A 22,782-nucleotide genomic window follows, 5' to 3' on the forward strand; every position below is an offset into this window, starting at 1 on the left:
TATGAAAAAATACATTTTATTTGAAGAATATATCACACTCGGACAAGTTTTGAAAGAACTTGGATTAATTTCAACAGGAGGTCAAGCAAAAATTTTCCTTGCTGAAAACGAAGGAAATATTTTCTATAATGGCGAAGCTGAAAATCGTCGTGGCAAAAAACTCCGTGACGGAGATTTATTAGAATTTCCAACTTTTGATTTAAAAGTTACTTTTGAGCAAGCTGACGCTGATGCGATTAAAGAACATGAAGCAGAAAAAGCTGAAGAAGCGCGTGTTAAAGCTATTGTGAAAAAAATGAACGCGGAAAACAAGACGACAAAACCAGCTAAAAAAGCTCCGCCACGTTTTCCTGGTAGAAAATAATGAAACTCAAAGTAATTGAACTCAAAAATTTTCGTAATTATGAGGAATTAAAACTTGATTTTCACCCTAATCTCAATATTTTTTTAGGACAAAATGCTCAAGGGAAAACAAATATCCTTGAGGCGATTCATTTTTTAGCACTCACTCGTAGTCACAGAACAAGTCACGATAAAGAGCTCATTTCTTGGTCGCAACAAGAAATGAAGGTCTCAGGAGTCGTTGAAAAAGCTCATGCAACTGTTCCACTTGAAGTTCAATTAAGTCCCAAAGGGAGAATTGCTAAAGCCAATCATCTCAAAGAAAATCGCTTAGCCGACTACATTGGTCAACTAAAAATCTTGATGTTTGCACCTGAAAATTTGGAATTGGTCAAAGGTTCTCCTGCTACCCGCAGAAAATTTATGGATATTGAACTAGGACAAATTCATGCGGTTTACCTTTATGATTCCATGCGATATAATCGTGCGTTAAAAGAACGGAATGCTTATTTAAAATTTGATAAAGACAAAATTGATAAAAATTTTTTAAGTGTTCTTGACGGACAATTAGCTGAACATGGTAATAAAATCATGCTTGAGCGGCAAAATTTTATTGATAAACTTGAAGTTCATGCAAAAAAAATCCATGAGCAACTTACTCATGGTAAAGAAAATTTAAAAATCATTTATAATCAAAATGTGAAAACTGACTTTTCAAAAGAATTATTGAGCAGACAAGACCATGATATTTTTAGGCATCAAACATCAGTTGGCCCTCATCGTGACGATTTACAATTTTTTATCAATGAGATCAATGTTGCTGATTTTGGTAGTCAAGGACAACAACGAACCGTTGCTCTCTCAATTAAATTAGCAGAGATTGATTTAATTTTTGAAGAGACTGGTGAGTATCCGATTTTACTTTTAGATGATGTCATGAGTGAATTAGACAATCATCGTCAACTTGATTTGATTGAAACAAGTTTGGGTAAAACACAAACTTTTATAACTACAACCACTCTTGATCATCTTAAAAATTTACCTGAAAATCTGAGTATTTTCCATGTTAATGCTGGAACCATTGAACAAGAGCAATAAAAAGTTACTGATGAAACTACTAGCATATCTGTAAACTGCTAAAGCAGTAACAGCTATCCTATGACAGAAATTCATCAGTAACTTTTTTACTTTCTGTCAGTAAAAATTTCCTTAGCAACAAAAATAGCATTCAAAACTCTTGGAAAACCGACATAAGGAACACAGTGAATAAAAGTTTCAATAATTTCTTCTTGCGTTAGTCCAACATTTAACGAAGCTTGAATATGCACGCGCAATTGATTTTCACAGCCTCCTTGAGTCAACAAACTGGTGATAGTAATCATTTCACGCTGTTTAAAATTGAGAACTCCTCGCTCATAAATCGTTCCAAAAGCGAATTCTAGCATCATATCATTCAAGTCTGGTGCAAGATCTTTGAGTGAATCAAAAACAACTTCAGCAGCTACTCCGTCAATTTTCGCTAAATTTTTTAAACCAATTTCTTTTTTGTTCATTTTATTTACCAGCTTTCTATGATAAAATCATTATAAACCCTCAAGTTAACTTGAGGGCAAGCGAAAAAGAGAAAAAAATGACTAAAACTTATAAAATTTCAGAAATAGCTTTACTGACAGAACTTCCAATCGCTACTCTTCGTTATTATGAGGAACTTGATTTATTAAAACCTGCTCGAAACTCTAGTAATTATCGAGAGTTTACAGAAGCTGACCTTGAATGGATTTACTTTATCAAAAGAGCTAAAGCAACAGGAATGCCTCTTGCAAAAATCCAAGATTATTCTCGCTTAAGAGAACAAGGCGATTCAACAATTATTCAACGTATTTCACTTTTAGTTGAACAAGAGCGAATTTTACGCCAACAAATTACTGATTTAGAAGGTCACTTAGATTTTATTTTACAAAAAAAACATCATTACTATGAAACTCTTCAAAAAAACTCGGAATCTTAATTCCGAGTTTTTTATGGTGTTCCGTATAGAAAATTTTTAACATATTTTACTACAGTTGGATTTTTTGGAGCTTGTGAATGGCTCGTTTTAGTTGGATATAAAGTTGAAGTTATTTCATTTCCGTTGTTCTTGAAAAGATGATAAATTGAAAAACTATCTGCCCAAGGAATAGCGCTATCTGTCTGCTTTGCACTATTAAAATCTCCTTCCAATAGCAACATTTGAACTTTCGGAGATATTCTTTCATAGTTTTCTTCGATGTATTGATACATTTGTGTTTTAATTAATGGTCCGTTTTGTATGACATTAGTCAAACTCTCTCCGTATTGGAGATTAGTTCCTTTATTGTATTCCCCATCCAAAGATACATATTTATTAACAGGAGGGAAATTTGGATTATTGGCTGTATCAATCATATAGTACACAGCACCGGTCCCTCCTGAAGAATAACCGACGAGATTAATCCAAGGAATCTGATAATTCTGCATCAAATAAGATACTACTTTTTGTAATCCTGCAGAATATATCGAACCAGAGTCAGTTCCTTTTACTGTCCCAAATTCAATCATCGGATACTGGTTATCTTGTGAAATTTGTCCTTCAATTTTTAATATATTATTTTTATTAGTATCTGCAGTAATTGACAAAGATTTATGAGCGGGTACATTTTCAATCGGAAGTAGCCGTTGAACTAACCAATCCACTGGTGTAACACTGCCACTTGAACCTGCAATATAAATCGTAGGATAAATTATTTGCTTATTCGAATTCGAAGTTAAGGAAGTACTCTCCTTAACTTCCGCTGTCGTTGACAAACTCGTTCCATTATCACTTTTAGCATGTGAATGCTGAGCTTTCGACCAAGAGAGGACGAAAATTGTTCCAGAAAGAACGATAACTAAAGCAATAAAAGTCAGAGAAAGCCTTTTAAATTTATTTTTATTTCTTCTTAACTGTCTTTTTTTCATCCACTTCATTATATCAAATTTTTTTATTAATAATTATCACAATTATCATTACATTTTCATGACGATTACATATAAAAAAGCTCAAAAAATTGAGCTTTTTTTCGAACTTTAGATAATTTATCAGTAACCTTTTGGATGACTTTGGTGCCATTTCCAAGCGTTCGTAATAATGTGCTCTAAATCATTTTGTGCTTTCCAACCCAAAATTTCACCAGCTTTTGTTGAATCAGCAACTAGTTCATCTGGGTCTCCTGCACGGCGTTCACCCATTTGGCTTGGAATTTCTTTACCTGTTACTTTTCGTGCTGTTTCAAGTACTTCAAGATTTGAATAACCTTTACTTGAACCGAGATTAAATTGGTCAGACTGACCGCCCGCTTTAAGATACTCTAGTGCTTTGATGTGTGCTTCAATCAAATCTTCCATATCAATATAATCACGAATACAAGTTCCATCAAGCGTGTGATAGTCATCACCATAAATAGTAATGAATTCCCTTTGGCCAAGTGCTGTTTGCAAAATAATTGGAATCAAATGTGTTTCATTTTTATGAGCTTCACCAATTGAACCATCATCCTTAGCCCCAGCAACATTGAAATAACGCAAAGCGACATAAGTCATATCAGTTGCTTGCGATTGCCATTTCATCATTTTTTCCATGATTAATTTGCTTTCACCATAAGGATTAATTGGTTTTTGAGGTGTTTTTTCTGAAATTGGACTTTTTTCTGGAATTCCAAATGTAGCTGCTGTACTTGAGAAAACAATATGTTTTACTCCGAATTCTTCCATCGTTTCTAGAATTACTTGAGCACCACCAACATTATTATTAAAATACATTAAAGGTTTTTGCATTGACTCACCCACTAAAGAGTAAGCACAAAAATGCATGATTCCTTCAATATTTTCTTTTTCAAAAACACTAGCTAAGAAAGCATGATCACGCACATCACCCTCGTAAAAGCGTACATTTGCTGGAACAGATTCACGGTGGCCTGTCACTAAATTATCCACCACTGCCACATCATAACCACGTTTAAGAAGCATGTCTACCGCATGGCTTCCCACATATCCTGCTCCACCAAGAACTACAACTGTCATAAAAACCTCCATTTTCTATACATTATATCAAATTATTGAGAATTTGTATCACTTTTTGGAAACACTAACAATTATGATAGCTAATATCACTCAATAAATTTTAAACTTAGTTTTAGGATTAAGCATTTATAAAATTAATAAATCTATGGAAACCAGCTTGTCCCTCTTGATTATCTTTGAACACTCCGGCATCTTTCAACACCTGTTCAAATACTTCTCCAACTGCTCCCTGAACTGTTTCATGCACTGTTTCTTTTGAAAAATATTCTGTCTTTTTCAATTCTTCAGCCCATGGTCTGTGAATTTCTGACATCTCATTTTCTTGATTCAAGAGATATTTTTCAACTTCCAAAAGTTCTGTCTTTAACCTGGCTGGTAAAATTGCAAGTCCCATCACTTCAATCAATCCAATATTTTCTTTTTTAATATGGTGTAGGGCTGGATGTGGATGAAAAATTCCATCTGGATAAATTTCACTTGTATTATTATCTCGTAAAACTAAATCTAATTCATATTTCCCCTCTCGAATTCGAGCAATCGGAGTAATTGTATGATGAAACTTTCCGTCAGCACTTTTAGCTTTGATTTGAAGACTTTCATCACTATAAACTTGCCATTTTTTTAAAAGTTCATCTGCAGCTTTTGAAAGTTCTACTTGGTTTTTACTTGATAATCTTAGAACAGACATTGGCCAATTCACAATTCCACAAGAAACATCTGGAAAATGTTGAAGTTTAATTTCTTCTCGAAGTTCTGCTTTTGCCATCGGAAATTCATAACGGCCAGCTTGATAATGGTCATGGGTCAAAATTGACCCTCCAACAATTGGTAAATCTGCATTAGAACCAATCATATAATCAGGAAATTGATCTAGAAATCCCAATAAATTATCAAAAGCACGTTTATTAATTTCCATTGGTTGATGTTTAGAATTTAGTAAAATCGAGTGTTCATTAAAATAGGCATAAGGAGAATATTGGAAGCCCCAGTCTTCGCCGTTAATTGAAACTTGAATGATTCGATGATTAGAACGAGCAGGTTTATTTCCTATGCCATAAAATCCTTCGTTTTCCAAACAAAGTTGACAGGCTGGATAAGAGGAAACCTTTACTAATTTAGCTGCCGCAATGGCTTTGGGGTCTTTTTCTGGTTTTGAGAGATTAATCGTTATTTCAAGTTTTCCATATTTTGTCAAATGACTAAAGGCAATATTACGTGCAATATCTCGAGTTTTTACTTGGTTCACTTGCTGTGCCAGTTCATAAAAATATTGAGTTGCTGCATCTGGAGATGTTTTATATTTTTCCCAGAAATCATGATTGATTTTACTTGGGCGTGGTGTAATAAAATTCATCAGAGCAGCTTCATAAAATTCATCTTGTCCTTTTTCAATCATATTATTTTCATTTGCAATCGCTAAAAGTTGATCCATTAAAATCAAGGAATCTTTCTCGTGAGCTTCTTTATCGACTTCTGCCCAATCATTTAGACCAAGAAAATGAAGAAGTTGATTTCTGTGATAGAGCTCATCAAGTGGCTCAATCGTTCCATTTTGTAAAGCAAGACTAATAAAATCTTGAATTGATTGATAAATTGACATAAAATACTTTCTAATTTACTTCTGTAAGTAAAGTTCTTGCTTTGTCTTGATTAGTGAGTTTTGGAAATGAATACAAAATTCAAGCACTTAGTTTTGAGTGCTTGAATTTGTGCTATCACTAATTTAATGTTAACTCACTTAAATCACTCATAAAAATTTTTTAATATTATTTGATTTATTCAACATCCAACTTTGTTGAACCAGAACCAATTTGAGCGACGTAAAAGCTTGCTGGATAACCGACAACTTCTTCGTAAACTTGGCCGACGGCTTTTTCAAAGGCTGAAACATTGTCATGAGCAACAAGAGCGATTGCACAACCGCCAAATCCGGCTCCAGTCATTCTGGCCCCCAAGACACCGGCTTGTTTTTGAGCAGTTTCTGCTAAGGTATCAAGTTCAAGTCCTGTGACTTCATAATCATCTTTCAAAGAAGCATGTGAAGCATTAAGAAGTTCTCCAAATTTTGTCAAATTACCTGCAACAAATGCTTTTTGAGCAATTTTAGTTCGATTATTTTCATAAACGGCATGACGTGCACGTTTAATTAATGTTTCATCCCCAATCAAATCAGTATTGGCATCAAATTCTTCATTTGATAATTCTCCAAGTGATTGAATGTCCAATCTCGTTTGCATTCTTTTGAGCGCTTCACGTGTTTCAGCAAAACGTTCGTTGTATTTTGATTCTGTCAAAGCCCGCGGTTTGTTAGTATTCATGATAACAATATCATAATCACGAAGTTCAACAGGAACCATCTCATATTTTAGAGTGTTACAGTCCAATAGGATTGCTTTTTTGACTTCACCAAAACCAATAGCGAATTGGTCTAAAATTCCAGAATTAACACCAATATAATCATTTTCTGTTTTTTGTCCTAATTGAACCAATTCAAGACGTGGAACATTTAAGTTAAATAAATCATCCAAAACAACGCCGACTAAAAGCTCAAGTGATGCTGATGATGAAAGGCCAGATGCTGTAGGAATTTCTCCTTTTATCAACAATTCAAAACCTTTGTCAATTTCATATCCTGCTCCTTTAAGCATGACAATCATTCCTTTAACATAATTAGACCAAAGCTCACCATCTTTCTTTTCAACTTCATCTAAATCAAATTCAATGACGCCTAATTTAGGAAAATTTTCTGAGTAAAGTTTGACTTTTTTATCTTCTCTCAGACGAGCTAGTCCTGTTGTTCCAATTGTGATTGATGCTGGGAAAACATATCCCCCATTGTAATCGGTATGTTCACCAATCAAATTAATTCGTCCTGGGCTAAAAAAGTATTCAACTTCTTTTGTATCTCCAAAAACTTCTGCAAATTTTTCTGTTAATGCTGATAATACAGTACTATTTTCTACAACTATAGACATTTCTTCTCTCCTATAAATTTATTTCTTTATTTTATATGCAAGCTATAAATTGTGGTTGCTTGATATTTTTCTCCCGCTTTTAGGCTGATATCTCCAAGCTCCGGAATTTGCTCAGACCCAGGTGAAACTTGACATTCAAAAGTAATTCCACCATGGTGCACCTGCTTTTTCCCATGATAAAGAGTTCCTAAATCACCAAAATTTGCTGTAAATATCACAATACTTGGTTGGTCAGTAAAGACTGAAATTGAAGTATCATCAAGCGTTAAACGAGCTTGTTCTTTATCAAGTCCTAACTGGTCTAACAAGAAAGGATGGTCAATTCCTTTAACTAATTGAACTTGTTCCATATTAGAATTGAGGGCATTTGATAATTGTTTTTCCTGACGGAAATCCAAGTCTGTATTTTTTATATCAACGATATCACCACGAACAATTTCTGTTTGGTCTTTTAAAGGAACAAATCTTGAAGCGGCCAGTCGAAGTCCATGATTTTCAACAGATTCACTAGCATCACCATTCAAATTAAAATAGACATGCCCAGTTGGATTAAACACAGTGTCTTTATCAGAAATGGCCTCATAATGAATTTTCCACTTATTGTCATCATCAAAAGAGTGAGTTACTGACATTTCTATTTTACCAGGATAACCATTTGTTCCGTCATTAGAAACTAAGGAAAATTTGACTTGAACTTCAGCTCCTAAATCGGTAACTTCATATGTCCAAAGTTTAGTATGAATACTTTCTTCCCCACCATGTAAGGTTTGAGGGCCTTCATTTTGATTTAAGATATAATCTTTTCCAGAAATTTTGACCAAACCATCCTTAATTCTTCCTGCTGTGGGTCCAACTGTTGCACCAGGATAGGCATCTTTTTCTAAATATTCTTTAGCTGAATCAAAGCCTAGAATCAGATGCTTTCCATCTTTTTGCCAGTCAACAATCCGAGCGCCGAGATTTGTAAAAGAAATTGTGACACCTGCTTTATTGGTTAGACTAATTAAGTCACTTCCTAAGCCAAAATCTCTTATTTTAATTTCCATGATATTTCCTAACTATAATGACCTTTAATCAAATTTTAAAAATTCTACTGACAGATTTACTGATGACCTTTTAAACGAATTTCATCTTTTTATTTTCTATCTTACAAAAGCTGTCAGTAAATTATTTACCTATTTTAAACGTTCTTCGAGTTCTGCAACAATTTCTTCGTGACGTTTTTCAGTCAATTTAACTTTGAATAAATAAATTGCTAAAGCGATAATCATCAAAATGGCTGGAACTACAAATGAGTAGAGTTTAAATGTTGCCACACCGTAAGTGTGACCAGAGATATATTTTGAACCTGTCATTCCTGCTGAAATTGCCACAAATCCATAGATACCATTTGAGAAAGCACCGGCAATTTTATCAAGCAATGGACGCATGGCAAGCGTTACGGCTTCATTACGTACTCCATTTTTCCATTGACCATATTCTACCGAGTCAGTAATTGTCATTAATACTGACAAGAAAACAAGTTGATATGGCGCAGTTAAGAAGATTAATCCAGCAACAGTCATTGCTACCGAACTTCCTAAAACGAACAAGAGATAACCAAGAAGCATTGAAATGATTGCTCCAGTCAAAACTTTGCGTCGTCCAAATTTTTTAGCTAAAATCGGAAACATTGGAACGAGAATGATTGAACCAATGAATCCGACAATTCCTGTAATTGAATAAAGACTAGCATTTCCAATAACAAAAGTAAAGTTCAAAATCAAAGTTGCTGTTGTTGCCACATAAGCAATGGCAAATAAAATATATGAAAGTGACAACCACATTAATTGGTCATTTTTTAGGAGCGCTTTAAATACATCCAATGTATTTGTTTTGGTTCCTTCTTGACGAATAACTGATTTTTGTTCTTTAGTTCCCCAAGCGGTTACCAAAGCCGAAATTCCTTGGACCAAAGCGGCAATAACACCAAAAGCAAAGAATCCTCTTGCTCCTTGAGCATGTCCACCTTTAGTAAAGAAAATTGTGATTGGAATCGCTAAAATAGTTGCCCCTTGCGCACCAATTGCTGAGCCAAAACGGGCGAAAGTTCCAAGTGTTTCACGTTCAGAATTTTTTTCTGATAGCGCTGGAATCATTGACCAGAAGGCAATGTCTTTGAATGAATAAAAGGCGTCAAGAATAATAAAGGCAATGATGAAGACAATGGCAAATAATGTACGATTATCACTTTTTGCTAGTCCGAAGAAGTCTGAAAACATGAGCATAATCATCAAAGATGACATAATCCCACCAACAACCAACCAAGGTTTAAATTTTCCCCATCTTGTGTGGGTATTATCAATAATTGAACCAATGATTGGGTCAAAAATAATTTCGATTAAACGAATAATAACGACTAAACCAGTGACTAAAGCAATCATCGCATCCTCATGTGGTGTGCCAGCAAACATTTGTGCCGTTACAAAGGCGATGAAGAATGTACTAATTGAATAATAGTAAACATCATGTCCTAATGCGCCAAAAGCGTACGATAAACGTTGTTTCATTTTTCCCTCTTTCATGGGGATCCTCCTTTATACTAAATCTACTTAATTCATAAGTAAATCTACAAAGCTACTGTTTTGCCTTTTGAAACGAGTAATCCTTGGTTGGGAAAACTTTTATTTTGGATAAGTTTTTAAAAGCGAAACAGTCTTCAATTTCATTTTGAAATCGCTCACATTTAGAGTATAACACTTTGATTTAAGAAAGGGTTTCCAATTTCAGCTTATCTTTTGGAAACCCTTTCTATTTTGCTCTTTTTATAAAAAAAAGCTCGATATGACTTGATATCGAAGCATTATTGTTTTAAAGTATAAATGGAGTAAGCATCAATTAGAACTCTTGATAAAATGGATAATGAGAGTCTACTATGAACATCTAAATCAAAATAATTCACCTCAAGACTACTCTTGTATCCAATCAAACTTATATCCGAAAGATTGGTCAGACTGGTATTAGCATTAACAGTTAAGGATAATATTTTGGGATTTTGTCCTTTGGCAATATTTAGAGCATTTAAAATTTCTACTGTTTCTCCTGAAAGTGATAAAACGATGATTAGGCTTTTTTCATTAACAAAACGGGCATAGTAAGCCATGTATTTTGAATCATCATGCAAACTGACGGGCTTACGGAAAAGTTGCAACTTTTTCATCAGTTCGTCAGCAACGTTTGTTGATAAGCCTCGTGAAAAAATTAAGATTTCCTCTGATTCTTGAATCAACTCCACAGCTTTTTCAATTTCTTCAGCAGAGATATTTTCTATTGTTTTCAAAAGTTCTTCTTGATTTTTAGCAATAGCCCCCAAGACTTCTTTGGAAAAACCATTGATTTCAGGAAGTTTTTTCTCACGAATCGAATATCTAAATTCACCATAACCTTCAAAACCTTTTTTTCTTACTGTTCGATTGACAGTTGAGAGAGAAACATGAGCCAATTCTGCCAATTCTGAAATTGATAATTGTGGAATTTTCTCATAGTTTTCTTGAATAATTTGCCAAGTATAGGATTCAGCATTGGTTAAATTGGACATATTTTTACTCCATTGATTCGCTTGTTGTTATCAAAAAATGTTTTCTATCCTAAAATTATAACATTTGACGCTTACATTTGCTATAATTCCCTGAAATCGTTTTATATTTCTATTTTTAAGGAGAAAGTGATGACTTATATTCCCAATCCCACTCGTTATAACCATATGATTTATCGTCCAGCTGGAAAATCTGGTTTATTATTGCCTGCTCTTTCATTAGGACTCTGGCATAATTTTGGTTCGGTAGATAATTTTGAAAATGCGAGAGACATGATTCATACGGCATTTGATTTAGGAATTACTCATTTTGATTTGGCCAATAATTATGTACCAAAACCCGGTTCGGCAGAACGTAATTTTGGTCGTATTTTGAAAGACGATTTCCAAAAACTGCGTGATGAGTTAATTATCTCAACTAAAGCTGGTTATCTAATGTGGCCTGGCCCCTATGGAAACTGGGGCAGTAAAAAAAGTTTGCTGGCTAGTCTTGATCAATCTTTGGAACGCTTGGGACTTGACTATGTTGATATTTTTTATTCACATCGTCCTGACCCAAATACACCGATTGAAGAAACAATGGGGGCTTTAAAAAGCGCTCTGGATAGCGGAAAAGCACTTTATGTAGGTTTGTCCAATTATTCCGCCAAAGAAACCGAAGCTGCGGTCTTAGCGGCTGAAAAGTTAGGCTTTAAACTCTTGATTCATCAACCTCGTTATTCAATGCTAGATCGATGGATTGAAGATGATTTGCAAGAAACTTTGACGGAGGCGGGGATAGGAACAATCGCCTTTAAACCTTTGTACCAAGGACTCTTAACCGGAAAATATTTACATGGTATTCCTGAAGATTCGCGAATGCGTGACCCTCATTATGCAACTTTGCATGATGACAGTCTTACGAAAGAAAGATTGGAACAAGTCCAAGCGCTTAATGATTTGGCTCAAAGTCGTGGACAATCTTTAGCTCAAATGGCCTTGGCCTGGGTTTTACGAGAAAGAGATGACAAGGTTCAAGGCATCACTTCTGCTTTAATTGGCGCAAGCCGTCCGCAACAAATCATTGAAAATGTGGCAGCTTTAGAACATTTGAAATTTACTGACGAAGAATTAATTAAGATTGAAAAGCTCTTATAAAGAACAAAAAAGTTACTGACAAATCTGTCAGTAACTTTTTATTTTCTAAATAAAGCTGTCAGTAAAATTAATAGCTCAATCGGTCAATTTTTACACCAGTATATTCGTGAACAGCATCAATTGCATGATGATAACGTGTTAAATATCCTTCCTGATCACGGTGATCTCCTTCGTCATCTAAAATAACAACTTTATCCATTAAACCAAACTCAGCTAATTGACGCATCAATTCTTCATGGAATTCATGACGTGATTCTTCCCATTCCATATGACGAAAGCCGTCATCAATATATTCTGTAATTGGTGGAATGACTAAAATTAAATCCATTCGTTCATCTGCAATTGTTTTCTTGAATAGAGGTTCAAGCTGCTCGAAATCTTCTCTAGGTAAGTATAATTTAGCGTACACTCTGGTCACAATGGCATCAGTATCTAAAAAGACAATTCCTTGGTTAGCAGGAGAATTGACTTCGCGAGAATTTGCATCATATTGACCTGTAATCATTCGAGCATAGTCATCCATTTTCAACTCATCATCATCAATATTAAAAGCTTCTTCATATTCTCTAGCGTATTCTTCTGAAAACGGGGCATTAATGGAACGTGCCAAACGGCGAACAAGGGTTGATTTACCTGTTGAAGCTGAACCCATGACGGTTACAATTTTCGAAAAATGTCTTCTAAAGACGCGATTAATGTGAGTCCAGTGTTCTTGCGGATTTTCTCTAATTTGTGTAGCTGATAGTGAAATATCATGTCTGTCAGCAATTTCAACAGCATATTGATTCCCGTCAGCTGGAAATCGTTTCTTCAATTCTACTGCGTATTCTAATTCGCCGACATAAAAAGTGACTGATAAATCTCTCTCCAATGTATTATGATGAATCAATTCAAATAAACGATTTGCCCATTCGTCCCAACCATTAGGCATTTCTGGTAAATCATTTTCATTAAGCATCGAAACTTTAATATTTTCTTCATCATTAAAAGCTTCACGCAAATAACGAAATCGTTTCTCAAGAGGTAGGCCAATTTGGGCACCACGGTCATTATCATAACCGGAAACGACAAGCAAGACCCCGTCATTCAAACTTGCACATTTATAGATTTGTTGCTGATGCCCCGTATGCAGAGGAGCAAAAGTTCCAAAATAAATACCGATATTTTTTCCACTTAATTTTGATTTTGAAATATTATTTGTGAGCATTTCGTTTATATCCTGTTTTCATATCAACAATATTCGTCAATTCCTTACCATTTGCATAGGCATCGAGATTTTTTTCCAATATTTTCATAAAGCGACGCCATGTTTCAGGAAGAGTATAACCGCCCGAAGCATGAGGAGTGATTAATAGTCTTTCTGTATGCCAAGCCCGGTGACCTTTAGGCAATGGTTCTGGGTCGGTCACGTCAATTCCTGCCCCAGCAATTTTTTTAGACTCAAGAGCATCACACAAGGCTTCTAAATCGACATTTGTTCCCCGACCAACATTTAGGAAAATAGCATTTTCTTTCATTAAATCAAATTTTTCTTGATTAAATAATTTATAAGTTTCATGGGTCCCAGGGACACTTGAAGCAATAATATCAGCTCTCGGTAAAACTTTGTCTAGGTCAGTTTCGGCATAGACTTCATCAGCAAATTCTTCATCACCATAAACAGTTCGTTTGACTGCAATGACATGACCTCCCAAAGCTTGAATCTTTTGTGCAAAGTGACTTCCAATATCACCTAAACCATGAACCAATACTGTTGAGCCATAAATAGATTGAATCTGACCAATATTTTCCCAGATTTCTTTTTCTTGTTGTTTTTGATAAAGGTCAAATTTTCTTAGAAGAACGAAAGCCATTGTTAGTAAATGCTCAGAAATCGTAAGTCCATAAGTTCCTGTTGCATTTGTCAAAACTACCTCTTGAGGAAAATTTGCTCCTTGAGTATAACCATTGGTTCCAGCTGATAAAAGTTGGAGCCATTTTAAATTTTTATATTTTGCTAATAAATCAGGCTTTGGCAGACCAACTAATACTTCTGTTTCCAGAAAATCTGATTCTGTCAGCTCTTCTTCTTTTTTAAATTGAAACTGGTAAGCTTTATTTTTCTTGAAAGCCGCTTTTGTTTCATCTGAAAAATTTAACCAAACATTTTCTAAGGCAATTGCTTTTATCATTGGGACTCCTTTGTATAAAATGAATTTTAAAGACTACTTAAAGAGAATAAAGTCAAGCCTTGTTTTCTTTATCTTCTTTCTTTGATTATAGCACTTTGCCTTAATTTTATAAAAAATAGAAGTTTGACAATTCTGAAATTATCAGTCCTAAAATGATATAAAAGAGAATTTCAGCAAAAATTCTCTTTTTATTTTTATTAAGCTCGTACTGTTTTAGCAAGACCTGTTTTTTTATCATAAAGATTAATCAAACCTGAGCCATTTTTACGAATCATATCCCCTGCTTTAACCGCAAAAGGAACATCAATATGTAAAAGGGTCATTGGGTTTGGTGCACGGTCAATATGTTCATCTGTTTCTGCCAAACGAAGATTTTTGACCACTGTTTCCACGTGGCGGAATCCTGGGCCATAAAATTCAATTTGGTCACCTTCTGTAATAACATTTCTTTGACGAATTGTAGCTACCATTGTTTCAGCATCAAAGTCAACAACTTCTCCGACGAACTTGTACTCAGGAATTTTACGACGAGCCCCAAAGAGTTGTTTATTTTCATCAGGCGTTCCATAATAAAAGCCAGTATCTAATTCACGTTGAGCTACTTTCCATAATTCATCAACTAAGGCTGGTTTTATTTCTTCAAAACGTTCTGGTGATTCCAAATAGGCATCAATAGCTGCTTTATAAACGTTAGAAACTGTTGAAACGTAGTGAATTGATTTCATTCTTCCTTCGATTTTGAGCGAATTAACTCCATTTTCAATCATATCAGGAATATGTTCAATCATTGACATATCAACGGCTGACATTGAAAATTCTTCAGTGACTTCACCGGTAATCGATTTTCTCTCGCCAGCAAATGGCATATCATATAAATCATATTTCCAACGGCAAGATTGTGAACATCCACCGCGATTAGCATCACGCATACTCATATAATTTGACAAGACACAACGTCCTGAGTATGAAATACACATGGCTCCGTGAACAAAAGCTTCAATTTCAACATCAGTATGTTGACGAATTTCTCTTAACTCTTCTACAGAAACTTCACGCGCTAAAACTACGCGTTCAAGTCCTAAATTTTTCCAGAATTCTAAGGTTTCATAGTTAGTAGCAGACGCTTGTGTTGACAAGTGAATGGCCAAACCTGGTGCTTCAGCAGCGCAGATGGCAATCAAAGCAGGGTCAGAAACGATAACCGCTGAAATTCCTAAATCACGTAATGTACGGAACCATTCGCCCGCCCCTTTTTCATTCCCTTCATGTGTCACCATATTGGCTGCTACATAAACTTTAGCGTTGTGGGCACTTGCATAAGCGACCCCTTCAGCCATTTCTTCAAAAGTAAAATTACCTGCGCGTGAACGTAAGCCATAGGCTTGTCCACCAATATATACTGCGTCTGCGCCATAATCAATAGCGACTTTTAGTTTTTCGAGTGTTCCTGCTGGTGCAAGCACCTCTGGACGTGTTTTTGTAATTGACATGTTTCAATTCTCCAATTTTCAAGATTGTAAGTATTTTGAAAAGGCTCCAAAAAGAAAAAATCTTAGTCAAATTTATTGTCAGTAAATTTGCGAGCCAAAACTTCTTTGTTTCTTTATTTTACAGGATTTCTTGCCAAATTTAAACCTTCAAATGTGACAAAGTTCTTTGACATTATGTTGCTTATCTCTCATTTTTACTGACAGAATTATTGATAAAGCTTTTTACATTTCTGTCAGTAAATCCTCTATTTCAACTTTATTTTCCTGATTTTCTCATATCATTTATAACGAAAAGAATAAGTGCCCCAATAATCAATATGAGCGTCAAAATTATTTTTTCTCTTGTTCCTGGGTTAAAGAAAAAAATAATGAGCCAGACAATCAGTATTAGCACCGGAAAAAAATATTTTGAAATTTAATCATTATTTTCTCTCCTCAAGAGTTAATTAAAAGTTTTATGAATTTTCTTTAAAATTATTTATAAATGATTTACGAACCTTTGACAATAGTTTTTCATCAAAAAAAAGCTGTCAGTAAATTAACAACTTCTTTCCTTTTTTTATTTAATGGCATCTTTGTCCAAATCATAGAAACCGTGTGATAATGTCCGTCCTGCTGGATGTATTTTTCGGATTTCTTCATCTAGTTGGAAAGCCTTAAGTTCTGTAAATTCGCCTGCTTCAATCAGCTTTTTAGCTTCTACAAAAAGTTTGCTTATCGCTACAAAATCTTCACCACGAGTAAAAATTCCATCCAATTTCCAATGGTCATAACCCATTGCTACTAAATCTGAAAGTTCTGTCATCATATCTAAATCATCATTAGCAAAAATATGCGTCCCGTGATTATCTTCAAAGATTGAATAATGTGTATCAACTTTCTTAGGTTCAGAGACAAAAAGATTTCTTTCTCTGTCTTTGCCTTTTTCCTCAGTCTTGATGAAATTATAATAGTTTTGCACCAATGGACGTTTGCTATGATGAATCACTGTTGCACCATAAACTAAAATTTCGCCTGGTACAGCTAGTTCATCGGTCATATCAGCAAGTTCTTCTTTTGGCAATTCACGTGCAAGAACAGCTTCAATTGCCCCTTGTTTGGCCCAAAAATTAACTTGGCGGGCAGAAGCAACCATGGTTGAGGCATCATAAGTAAATGGTAACTCATATTTATCACGTTGCAAAACAAAAATCACACCCGCATCGCCTACTGCAATTCGGTCAGCTTTAATTTCAACTAAGAAATCTAAAAAATCTTTTATTTTTGCCATCATCTCTGTATGCATCAGAGCATTGACCGCGACAGTCACTGTCTTTCCTGCATCATGTGCAAGTTCTGTAATTTTTTGAATCTCTTCGTTGGTTAAGGCAGTTGGTACGCGTAAACCATAATTTTTTTCACCAATGTATAAACGGTCGACTCCAGCTTCGAGCAATGCTTTAGCTTGCTCTAGGCTTTCTGCCGTAGAAGTAATAGTAATCATAGTGATAATTATATCATATTGTTCTCTTACACGTTTTTTCTAATTCATCCTCTTACTAAAATTTACTACTCAAAATGATATTTATTCATAAAAAAGTATAGGTTAATTTTATTTTAACCCAAACTAACCTAAATGGTAATACATTTAAATTCTGGGTAACGTAAACCTGTGCTTTTTATACTATAATTGATTACATAATATAGGAAAGTGCTAGAAAATTATGGAATTAAAGAATTTAAAAGATTTTTATGAGAAGCAAGAATATGTCGATTATAACGAAAGTAAAAGTTTTGAGCAAAGACAAGTCAACAAAAGAATTGAAGAATTAAGCTTCTTCACTAATATTGCTGTTTTCTCAATTTTTCTTGTTTTTACTACTTACATTTTGGTGAGTTTATTGGCAAGCTGGATTGCTATTCCAGTTTCTATTGTTCTCTCGCTTGCTCTTTATATTTCCGTGAAAAAAGGAATTGCTAAAGCGATTAAATTTATGATGAAATAAAAACTGCCTAATAGACAGTTTTTTTTATTTTATTCCAATTAAAATTTGCACATGAATTCTCGCTGTTTTTGGCGGATTTTCCTTTGCAAATTTTTTTCTTTCCTCAGAAACTGACCATTCTAATGGACTCATCAATAAGAAATCTTGACGCAAATTTTCTGGAATTTCAAAAGTATAATCAATTGTTTGTTGAGTATTCTTAGGAAATTCTTCTTTAAAATGCTCAATAACTGCTTGATTATCATAATCAACTGGAAGTTGATAAACTTCTCGCAACTCACGTAAATAATTTCTGTCAGGAATAATTTTAATGACCCGGCCATTTTCTGTCAGAACTCGATGAAATTCTGCATAATTTGAAGGCGTAAAAATATTCAAAATTACTGACAGACTTTCGTCAGCAAAAGGGAGATTAGTTAAATCAGCTAAGGACAGAAAACTTTTCGTATCTAATTCGGTTGCCATTTCAATTCCATCTTTAGCAATATCAAAAGCAAACTTCGCGCCCGCACCCTCTAGGAGTTCTAAAAATGAACCTTCACCTGTTCCAACATCAAGTAAATTTCCACTGACAAATGATTTTTGAATTTCTGTCAGTAAATTTTGATACATCCCTGCTTGAATTAGGCGTCTACGTGGTTCAAACATTTTACGCGTATAATGCTCTGTGTCAGCTTTTGTTTGTAAAAAACTAACATAACCTTTCTTGTTTAAATTATAAGTATGATTATTTTCACATTTTAAGGCATAGGCTGCCAATTGAAATTTTCCATGACAAATTGGACATCTCAACATTTCCACATTTTCTTCTAAAAATAAATAAGCTTTTTCAATTTTTTTTAACATAGTTCTATTTTATCACAGCTCCCCATTAGAGCCAAATAGAGGATAAAATACACGTTTTATACAATTATGCACTAAAAACACGACCCATTAGACCACAATATACATGTTTTTAAACGTAGTAAAAAGCGTAAAAAAATACGAACGTAGTAAAAAGCGTTAAAAAAATGAACAAATTTTTGTCAGGCAAGGGGCTGTATATCCACGATATACGGCTTTTAATTTTGCTGACTTTTTGTATAAAAGCGTAAAAAAATTATTAAAAAATGAATACCCTCCCCCCTATACTTATACTAGGGAAACCACACACATAGGTCTCATCTTATGCCACAGACCAATTTTCAAAAGTTTTTTTATGAGACTAAATCGCTCAACCATAGGAATAACAAGCATAATTGACCCCCAAAAGTTATACACCAAAAATGAGAAAAATAAGGTAAGTTGCTTTGTGAGACATGCTACCAACGATTATTAGTGCTAAAACGACGTAAAAAAAGGCAAGAAAGGGAAGTGTTTTTCCCTTTTTTTGCCTATAAACGTGATTAAATCAATGTTTTAGTGTTTTGACCCCCCCTATATAAAAATTTTCAAAATTGGGTTTTCACGCAAGACGATACCTATGTGTGTGCTTTCCCTGTAAAAATATACGGGGGGAGGGTTAGTATATTTTATTTGAGATATAGTCAATAATTTGATCATTCTCAATTAATTTTCCATGACTTGCATTAATCCCATAAAAAATCTTTTCATCATAACTTTTGGCTTGATTCTTATATATTTTACTACTTGAAAGTGCACTAGTGAGAGGTACAACCCCATCGCCGTTATTCTTATAGTTTCCTGCAATTGAGATCATTCGCAAGCTATGAGGGATTTTCCCTTTTTTGTTTATCATGCGTCTTAACATATCTGTTTCGGTTAACGAAGAACTATTGGGATAAGGGTTGGCATTTGAATCAAGATAATTATATGGTGTACCCAATGTGATAAGGTTTTTCATTTGTGATGTTGACTTCTGTGTCATTTTTTCCAAGTAGATTGTCCAGACTAACCCTCCATTTGAATACCCCAATGCATTATAAGAATTGAAAGAATAGAGCTGATGAGCTTTTTTCATAGCTATATCAGTCCATTCTGCCTGTTTCTCTACCCCTTTTTCGGAACTATCGGAAAAGCTTATTACAATAAAAGGAGCAATAGATTTTTTGGTTAAAGAAGATGTCCATTCTGTAGTGCCGTCAGTCTTAACATTAATTTTTAGAATGTCTCTCTTCCCAATCTTCTTCGTTATCATGTTCATAAAATTATCAAATTGATCTCCGTCCCCATTGGTACCTGGTATTAAAATAAGTGGAACTTGTGTGCTATTTACTTTTTGTTCGGCTGTGTTTTTTGTAGATTTATAAAATATTATTAGTGAAAAGAGGAAAATCACTGTCATTACAATAATAGTCTTTGTCTTTGTCTTTGTCTTTGTCTTTGTTTTTGTTTTTATTTTTATTTTTAGTTCCTCCTATTTGTTAATGTTATTATCATACATTTTTTTGATATAAGTTTCTATTACTAAGGTTCCTTATTTAAAACTTTAGCTTTAGATATAATTTCTTTTACTTGCTTAATGATTGGGTTGGTATGATTTCTAACAGTACGTTCACTTATCGAGTAACGACTTGCGACTTCTGATAGTGTTAAGCCTTTCATGTATCTAAGCCTGATCATCTCTATCTCATCCTCACTCAATGAATCAAACAGCTCTGTCATTGTATTCAATACAATGCGCTGTGGTGTGAGGTTGTCTGTGCTGTCTATCCTATCCGTTAAGCGTTTCATCCCGCCCGTAAAATAAAGCCTAATATTGAATTTAACTTCATTCATCATGTCATCCCTCTTAAACAAAAAAGTACCTCCACAATTAGAGATACTTTCCTGTACTATTATACCACTGCCCATCTCTGGGACTTATGATAGTTCTATTATACCATATTAAAGGCTCTATTTAAGTGCCTCCCCTACTTATCGGCGTGGGGTATAATAGCCAGGATAGTTTGTAATCAGCCCCTCCTCAAGCAAATACTCCATCAATTCATGTTGAAATGTAGAACTAATCAACTGAGCCATTCTAAAGTAATAAAAGTTTTTGGCTTCAACTAACGGATGGAGAGCATTACCAACGGATTGATCATAATTGTTTTCTTTCAGATAATCCACAATCTCAATGGCTTTATTTCGAGCTTCTTCCACTTCTTTACCATAAGCTTTTAATTTTCGTTTTAAAGTATTATCAATTAATCCCTCAATTAATTGAGATTCTGTTGGGCTCAAATATTCTTGTGAGCGATTAGCCTCAGTTTTAATGGCATAATTGGTTTCTTCATTATTCCAAAATTGATGAAGTGATTCTTTTTGCTTGGTAAGATGTTCCGTCAGTTCATCAAGTAAAACACGAGCATCTCGTTCTTTAGCCATTTGTGCAAGAGTCGCATCAATATCTGGCTGTTGTTTATCTACTTTCATATTCTCAAGTTTTGTGCTTAACTCATTGACTAAGGCTTGGGTTTTTTCAACGGCTTGAACCAGAGGAATTGATTGTGCTTTTAATTCTTTTGTTTTTTCTTCAATATGACGAATGTCCATTATTATTTCTCCTTATGATTAGTTGGTAGTTGTAGGTGTAGGTGTAGGTGTAGCTGCAGTATGAATGTTTCCCTTTTGATCTGAGATCGCTGTAAACGAACCAGACACAAAGGCTTCTGTATCCGTAAGCTGAACATCAAAGCGGTCAATCACACGAATTTTAGTCGTATCCGTTTCAAAGGCACCCCCTCCAATATTGGTTGGAAGTAGTGACATATTTTCACGGTCAAATAAAGTCATGGCTTGTTTAAAGTCTCCATAATAGAGCGGATAAAGCGGACTGCTTGCTTCTCCACCACTTGGAAGCCAATGATCACTGATTTCAACCACTCGTTTTCCTTTGATTAAATAGCGATCAGGTTGAACGGGGTCAGGTTGTAACAAATAATTCCCTAGCGCATCTTTAACTAAAGTAAGTTGATTGAGTCCGCTCGTGTTGGTAATTAAAATAGAAGTTGCTTTAATTGCTGGATCGACTGCCGTATTAATCATAGTGATAATATCATCAAAAGTAGAGAGCGCTGGTTTTTTAGGGGCTGCTTGCATGAGTGAGATGATTTCTTTATTACGAGAAACGACGACTTTCTTAGCAATCCAACCCGTCAACCATGACATAATGTTTTCGGCACTATCTTTAAGTAGGGAGTTGGTCGCTGTTGTGATTCCTCCATAGCGCCCAATTTGATATTTAACAAGCTTAAGATTGGGATCATCATTGGCTCCAATGATTTCATCTTCGCTATCTAGTTTTGTGAGTGGGGTAATATTTGTCCATTTCTCATAAACTCGTGAACCTGACGCTGTAGTCACATTTTCAACGTTGACATATTGCTCCATCACATCATACTGACGCTTTAAAACATTAATGGAAGTTCTTAGATCTTGTGGAATGGTTAAACCAGCCGCTTCGCCTGATTCATCTTTAGAGGAAGTGACTAGATTTGTGATTTTAGAATCGCCTCTCATTAAGGCTTTGAAATCTGAAATGAAAGATTGATCGGTTTGGTTTTCTCCATTTCCTAAGGGAAGTTGTCCGCTTGAGCGAAGATGAGCAACTTGCGTCGATTGTGCTTCGACGACTTGATTTCTAAGTGCATCACAACGGGCTTGTGCATGATCTCTCTTTGCGGTTAAATCTCTTAAGGTTTGAGCTGAAAAGTTTTCATTTTTGAGCATTTGATTGATTTTATCATTATAATTTTCTACTTTTTCGCCTGCTTCAATCCACAGCTCATTGAGTGTATTTAGTGTTTGATTCATTGTATTGATTCCTTATTTTCTATTGGTAAAGATACCAATTTATCGAAACTACAGATAAGGCCTGTATTTCATTACGTTAATTGCGCTTTTTATAAATGAGTTAAAACAACTGATTTTGTTGGAGACCTTGCTCGCATTTTTACTCCTTTCTTATTCTTCTAATTCAAATCAGTAAATTCATTTTGTCGGACATCGTGCTTTTTTCATGTTTTTATTTCCTCTGATAAATTCCTAGCGAAGTAGGAAAAATACGGTACCACGGTTTCAATTGGCTATAATCGTTGTTGTTGAGCT

At 34.7% G+C, this 22,782-nt stretch carries 21 protein-coding genes and 1 pseudogene; 5 read left to right on the top strand and 17 right to left on the bottom strand.

The genetic code is table 11. The annotated features are described in order from the left end of the window. Position 1 precedes the first annotated feature (1 nt). Positions 2–364: a S4 domain-containing protein YaaA gene (yaaA, locus tag MKX45_RS11260; protein ID WP_012898492.1), complete on the top strand. Its 363-nt coding sequence runs from the start codon at positions 2–4 to the stop codon at positions 362–364. After that, positions 364–1,440, top strand: coding sequence for a DNA replication/repair protein RecF (gene recF / locus MKX45_RS11265; protein ID WP_057720397.1), 1,077 nt, complete (start codon positions 364–366; stop codon positions 1,438–1,440). The genes yaaA and recF overlap by 1 nt, the downstream gene beginning before the upstream one ends. Before the next feature lie 86 nt (positions 1,441–1,526). On the opposite strand, the gene MKX45_RS11270 is transcribed toward recF, so the two are convergent. After that, positions 1,527–1,895, bottom strand: a complete 369-nt coding sequence (locus MKX45_RS11270; protein WP_128267811.1) for a carboxymuconolactone decarboxylase family protein — start codon at positions 1,893–1,895, stop codon at positions 1,527–1,529. A gap of 77 nt (positions 1,896–1,972) precedes the next feature. On the opposite strand from MKX45_RS11270, the gene MKX45_RS11275 reads away from it, so the two are divergent. Beyond that, on the top strand, positions 1,973–2,350 hold the full coding sequence (locus tag MKX45_RS11275; RefSeq protein ID WP_015427093.1) for a MerR family transcriptional regulator: 378 nt from the start codon (positions 1,973–1,975) through the stop codon (positions 2,348–2,350). A gap of 11 nt (positions 2,351–2,361) precedes the next feature. Here the strand turns inward: MKX45_RS11275 and MKX45_RS11280 are convergent, their stop codons facing one another. From MKX45_RS11280 to MKX45_RS11310, 7 genes and pseudogenes are all read right to left on the bottom strand, one after another. Then, positions 2,362–3,318 (bottom strand): alpha/beta hydrolase, encoded by a 957-nt coding sequence (locus tag MKX45_RS11280; protein WP_042230622.1) that lies wholly within the window; start codon positions 3,316–3,318, stop codon positions 2,362–2,364. A 120-nt stretch (positions 3,319–3,438) separates the two neighbouring features. Further along, positions 3,439–4,419 carry a UDP-glucose 4-epimerase GalE gene (gene galE, locus MKX45_RS11285; RefSeq protein ID WP_340817219.1) on the bottom strand — a complete coding sequence of 327 codons (981 nt, stop codon included), beginning with the start codon at positions 4,417–4,419 and terminating at the stop codon, positions 3,439–3,441. A 118-nt stretch (positions 4,420–4,537) separates the two neighbouring features. Beyond that, positions 4,538–6,019 (bottom strand): UDP-glucose--hexose-1-phosphate uridylyltransferase, encoded by a 1,482-nt coding sequence (locus MKX45_RS11290; protein WP_340817220.1) that lies wholly within the window; start codon positions 6,017–6,019, stop codon positions 4,538–4,540. 175 nt (positions 6,020–6,194) lie between these two features. After that, complete coding sequence (locus MKX45_RS11295) at positions 6,195–7,394, bottom strand: galactokinase (protein ID WP_010906249.1); 1,200 nt, start codon at positions 7,392–7,394, stop codon at positions 6,195–6,197. 26 nt (positions 7,395–7,420) lie between these two features. Further along, positions 7,421–8,440, bottom strand: a complete 1,020-nt coding sequence (galM, locus tag MKX45_RS11300; RefSeq protein WP_128267808.1) for a galactose-1-epimerase — start codon at positions 8,438–8,440, stop codon at positions 7,421–7,423. Positions 8,441–8,569: 129 nt separating this feature from the next. Then, positions 8,570–9,958 (bottom strand): glycoside-pentoside-hexuronide (GPH):cation symporter, encoded by a 1,389-nt coding sequence (locus MKX45_RS11305; protein WP_057720392.1) that lies wholly within the window; start codon positions 9,956–9,958, stop codon positions 8,570–8,572. Between the two features lie 278 nt (positions 9,959–10,236). Beyond that, positions 10,237–10,974: pseudogene (locus MKX45_RS11310) on the bottom strand (MurR/RpiR family transcriptional regulator); the annotation flags it as partial. Positions 10,975–11,100: 126 nt separating this feature from the next. Here MKX45_RS11310 and mgrA point away from each other — a divergent pair. Next, positions 11,101–12,105, top strand: a complete 1,005-nt coding sequence (gene mgrA / locus MKX45_RS11315; protein ID WP_340817222.1) for an L-glyceraldehyde 3-phosphate reductase — start codon at positions 11,101–11,103, stop codon at positions 12,103–12,105. A gap of 67 nt (positions 12,106–12,172) precedes the next feature. Here mgrA and MKX45_RS11320 read toward each other — a convergent pair whose 3' ends face one another. From MKX45_RS11320 to MKX45_RS11335, 4 genes are all read right to left on the bottom strand, one after another. Continuing rightward, entirely contained in the window at positions 12,173–13,312 is a 1,140-nt protein-coding gene (locus MKX45_RS11320; RefSeq protein ID WP_057720390.1) for a nicotinamide-nucleotide adenylyltransferase, read from the bottom strand. Further along, positions 13,299–14,276, bottom strand: a complete 978-nt coding sequence (locus MKX45_RS11325; RefSeq protein WP_010906252.1) for a D-2-hydroxyacid dehydrogenase — start codon at positions 14,274–14,276, stop codon at positions 13,299–13,301. The genes MKX45_RS11320 and MKX45_RS11325 overlap by 14 nt, the downstream gene beginning before the upstream one ends. Before the next feature lie 197 nt (positions 14,277–14,473). After that, entirely contained in the window at positions 14,474–15,766 is a 1,293-nt protein-coding gene (locus MKX45_RS11330; RefSeq protein WP_021465949.1) for a peptidase U32 family protein, read from the bottom strand. A gap of 559 nt (positions 15,767–16,325) precedes the next feature. Then, positions 16,326–17,249, bottom strand: a complete 924-nt coding sequence (locus tag MKX45_RS11335; protein WP_004254664.1) for a peptidase U32 family protein — start codon at positions 17,247–17,249, stop codon at positions 16,326–16,328. Between the two features lie 220 nt (positions 17,250–17,469). On the opposite strand from MKX45_RS11335, the gene MKX45_RS11340 reads away from it, so the two are divergent. Further along, positions 17,470–17,751: a DUF3270 family protein gene (locus tag MKX45_RS11340; protein ID WP_038602178.1), complete on the top strand. Its 282-nt coding sequence runs from the start codon at positions 17,470–17,472 to the stop codon at positions 17,749–17,751. A gap of 24 nt (positions 17,752–17,775) precedes the next feature. Here MKX45_RS11340 and MKX45_RS11345 read toward each other — a convergent pair whose 3' ends face one another. The 5 genes from MKX45_RS11345 to MKX45_RS11365 form a co-directional block, all read right to left on the bottom strand. Next, the gene (locus tag MKX45_RS11345; protein WP_057720388.1) at positions 17,776–18,597 is read right to left on the bottom strand and encodes a methyltransferase domain-containing protein; all 822 of its coding nucleotides are present in this window, start codon (positions 18,595–18,597) and stop codon (positions 17,776–17,778) included. Between the two features lie 655 nt (positions 18,598–19,252). Beyond that, positions 19,253–20,035, bottom strand: coding sequence for an alpha/beta hydrolase (locus MKX45_RS11350; RefSeq protein ID WP_340817224.1), 783 nt, complete (start codon positions 20,033–20,035; stop codon positions 19,253–19,255). A 122-nt stretch (positions 20,036–20,157) separates the two neighbouring features. Continuing rightward, positions 20,158–20,469: a sigma factor-like helix-turn-helix DNA-binding protein gene (locus MKX45_RS11355; protein WP_047206785.1), complete on the bottom strand. Its 312-nt coding sequence runs from the start codon at positions 20,467–20,469 to the stop codon at positions 20,158–20,160. Positions 20,470–20,607: 138 nt separating this feature from the next. Next, complete coding sequence (locus MKX45_RS11360; protein ID WP_340817225.1) at positions 20,608–21,228, bottom strand: hypothetical protein; 621 nt, start codon at positions 21,226–21,228, stop codon at positions 20,608–20,610. 18 nt (positions 21,229–21,246) lie between these two features. After that, entirely contained in the window at positions 21,247–22,488 is a 1,242-nt protein-coding gene (locus tag MKX45_RS11365; protein WP_340817226.1) for a phage major capsid protein, read from the bottom strand. Between the last annotated feature and the right edge of the window lie 294 nt (positions 22,489–22,782).

The sequence above is a fragment of the Lactococcus sp. FSL W8-0209 genome (genome assembly GCF_038006585.1).
Taxonomy (GTDB): Bacteria; Bacillota; Bacilli; order Lactobacillales; family Streptococcaceae; genus Lactococcus; species Lactococcus lactis.

Coding starts and splice junctions, on each gene's coding strand:
- MKX45_RS11355 (WP_047206785.1), bottom strand. CDS start 20,469: ATGAATGAAGTTAAATTCAATATTAGGCTTTATTTTACGGGCGGGATG.
- mgrA (WP_340817222.1), top strand. CDS start 11,101: ATGACTTATATTCCCAATCCCACTCGTTATAACCATATGATTTATCGT.
- yaaA (WP_012898492.1), top strand. CDS start 2: ATGAAAAAATACATTTTATTTGAAGAATATATCACACTCGGACAAGTT.
- galE (WP_340817219.1), bottom strand. CDS start 4,419: ATGACAGTTGTAGTTCTTGGTGGAGCAGGATATGTGGGAAGCCATGCG.
- MKX45_RS11270 (WP_128267811.1), bottom strand. CDS start 1,895: ATGAACAAAAAAGAAATTGGTTTAAAAAATTTAGCGAAAATTGACGGA.
- MKX45_RS11325 (WP_010906252.1), bottom strand. CDS start 14,276: ATGATAAAAGCAATTGCCTTAGAAAATGTTTGGTTAAATTTTTCAGAT.
- galM (WP_128267808.1), bottom strand. CDS start 8,440: ATGGAAATTAAAATAAGAGATTTTGGCTTAGGAAGTGACTTAATTAGT.
- MKX45_RS11330 (WP_021465949.1), bottom strand. CDS start 15,766: ATGTCAATTACAAAAACACGTCCAGAGGTGCTTGCACCAGCAGGAACA.
- MKX45_RS11360 (WP_340817225.1), bottom strand. CDS start 21,228: ATGGACATTCGTCATATTGAAGAAAAAACAAAAGAATTAAAAGCACAA.
- MKX45_RS11340 (WP_038602178.1), top strand. CDS start 17,470: ATGGAATTAAAGAATTTAAAAGATTTTTATGAGAAGCAAGAATATGTC.
- MKX45_RS11305 (WP_057720392.1), bottom strand. CDS start 9,958: ATGAAAGAGGGAAAAATGAAACAACGTTTATCGTACGCTTTTGGCGCA.
- MKX45_RS11365 (WP_340817226.1), bottom strand. CDS start 22,488: ATGAATCAAACACTAAATACACTCAATGAGCTGTGGATTGAAGCAGGC.
- MKX45_RS11350 (WP_340817224.1), bottom strand. CDS start 20,035: ATGACAGTGATTTTCCTCTTTTCACTAATAATATTTTATAAATCTACA.
- MKX45_RS11335 (WP_004254664.1), bottom strand. CDS start 17,249: ATGATTACTATTACTTCTACGGCAGAAAGCCTAGAGCAAGCTAAAGCA.
- MKX45_RS11295 (WP_010906249.1), bottom strand. CDS start 7,394: ATGTCTATAGTTGTAGAAAATAGTACTGTATTATCAGCATTAACAGAA.
- MKX45_RS11345 (WP_057720388.1), bottom strand. CDS start 18,597: ATGTTAAAAAAAATTGAAAAAGCTTATTTATTTTTAGAAGAAAATGTG.
- recF (WP_057720397.1), top strand. CDS start 364: ATGAAACTCAAAGTAATTGAACTCAAAAATTTTCGTAATTATGAGGAA.
- MKX45_RS11280 (WP_042230622.1), bottom strand. CDS start 3,318: ATGAAAAAAAGACAGTTAAGAAGAAATAAAAATAAATTTAAAAGGCTT.
- MKX45_RS11290 (WP_340817220.1), bottom strand. CDS start 6,019: ATGTCAATTTATCAATCAATTCAAGATTTTATTAGTCTTGCTTTACAA.
- MKX45_RS11275 (WP_015427093.1), top strand. CDS start 1,973: ATGACTAAAACTTATAAAATTTCAGAAATAGCTTTACTGACAGAACTT.
- MKX45_RS11320 (WP_057720390.1), bottom strand. CDS start 13,312: ATGCTCACAAATAATATTTCAAAATCAAAATTAAGTGGAAAAAATATC.